The organism is Streptomyces murinus, from assembly GCF_002154555.1.
Classification (GTDB): domain Bacteria; phylum Actinomycetota; class Actinomycetes; order Streptomycetales; family Streptomycetaceae; genus Streptomyces; species Streptomyces murinus.
On sequence record NZ_MUNF01001051.1, the window covers coordinates 1 to 1,193 of the forward strand.

2 protein-coding genes and 1 pseudogene are annotated in these 1,193 nt (G+C 73.8%); 2 read left to right on the forward strand and 1 reads right to left on the reverse strand.

The window, feature by feature from the left end; genetic code table 11:
* Positions 1–267, forward strand: a pseudogene (locus CCN72_RS37585) (hypothetical protein); the annotation flags it as partial.
* Positions 268–331: 64 nt separating this feature from the next.
* Here the strand turns inward: CCN72_RS37585 and CCN72_RS37590 are convergent.
* Entirely contained in the window at positions 332–775 is a 444-nt protein-coding gene (locus CCN72_RS37590) for a MarR family winged helix-turn-helix transcriptional regulator (protein ID WP_086812706.1), read from the reverse strand.
* Positions 776–874: 99 nt separating this feature from the next.
* Between CCN72_RS37590 and CCN72_RS37595 the strand changes: the two genes are divergently transcribed.
* On the forward strand, positions 875–1,193 hold a 319-nt coding region (locus tag CCN72_RS37595), incomplete at its 3' end, for a hypothetical protein (RefSeq protein WP_143664366.1).

The following is a 1,193-nucleotide window of genomic DNA, read 5'->3' on the forward strand; positions in this document are numbered from 1 at the left end:
GCCTACGGCCCCTGGGCCGGCGGCTACTTCGGCGGCGGCATCCTCCCCGGCCTGCTCTTCGGCACCCTGCTGGGCTCCATGATGTCCACGCCCTCGTACGCGGCCGACTACGGCGCCGGGTACGGCGACTTCGGCGGCGCCGACTTCCAGGGCGGCGATGTCTCCGGCACCGACTTCGACCCCGGTGACTTCGGCGGCGGATTCGGCGACGGCGGGGGCTTCGGCGGGGGAGACGGGGGCGACTTCGGCGGCGGGTTCGGGGACTGAGCCGTACCCGTAAGGGGAGGACCGAGCCGTACCCGCAAGGGGGGTTCCGTACGCGAGGAGGCGGTCAGACCTCCGTGCCCGGTATCTCCATCACCCCCACCCGCTCCAGCAGCGCCGCCGCCAGCGTCAGCACCCCCCGTTCCGTCTCGCCGAGCGTGCTCAGGGCCGCGGCGAGCCAGATGTCCCGCTCGGCCATGTCCCGCTCCAGCGCCCGGCGTCCCGGTTCGGTGAGGGTCAGCACGGACTGCCGGCGGTCGTCCGCGTCCGGCTCCCGGGCGATCAGCCCCTCCGCCTCCAGATCCGCGAACACCCGCGTCAGCGACTGCGGCCGCTGCCGCTCGCGCGCCGCGATCCGCCCCGGCGTGGCCGGGCCGTGCGCGTGCAGATGTCCCAGCACCGCGAGCTGGTTGGGGCTCAGGCCGCCCTCCCCGCGCTCCTGCCGCAGCCGCCGGTTGATCCGGACGACGGCACGACGGAGGGCGGCGGCATCGGCGAGATGATCATCCATGCGCGATATCGTACGCAGCCACTTATTAAAGAGCCGACTCGCAGGCTCTATTCTCGGACAGTGCGTCAGAGACTGATACGCAACGCTTATGAAGCCGCCGTGACGATGACGGCCGTCCTGCTCTCCTGGGCGGCCGCCCTGTGGCTGGAGGGCGCGGCCGGGCTGCACACGGACTCCGTGGTCCTCGCGGTCGCCCTCACCGTGACCCTCGCACGGGGCCGCTGGTGGGCCGACCGGCGCGGCCGGCTCACCGCGCTCGCCCTGCTGCCCTTGGCGGCCGCCGTGTGCGCGGGCCTGTCCCGGCTGCTCGCCGCCCACTACTGGATCGGCGCGGCCCTCTTCACCGCCGGTCTCGCCCTCGCGGTCTGGATCCGCCGCTACGGCCCCGCCGCCACCCGCGCCGATCCAGTAGTGGGCG

Excerpts from the sequence above, each read along its gene's own strand:
- CCN72_RS37590 (WP_086812706.1), bottom strand. The coding sequence starts at position 775 with ATGGATGATCATCTCGCCGATGCCGCCGCCCTCCGTCGTGCCGTCGTC.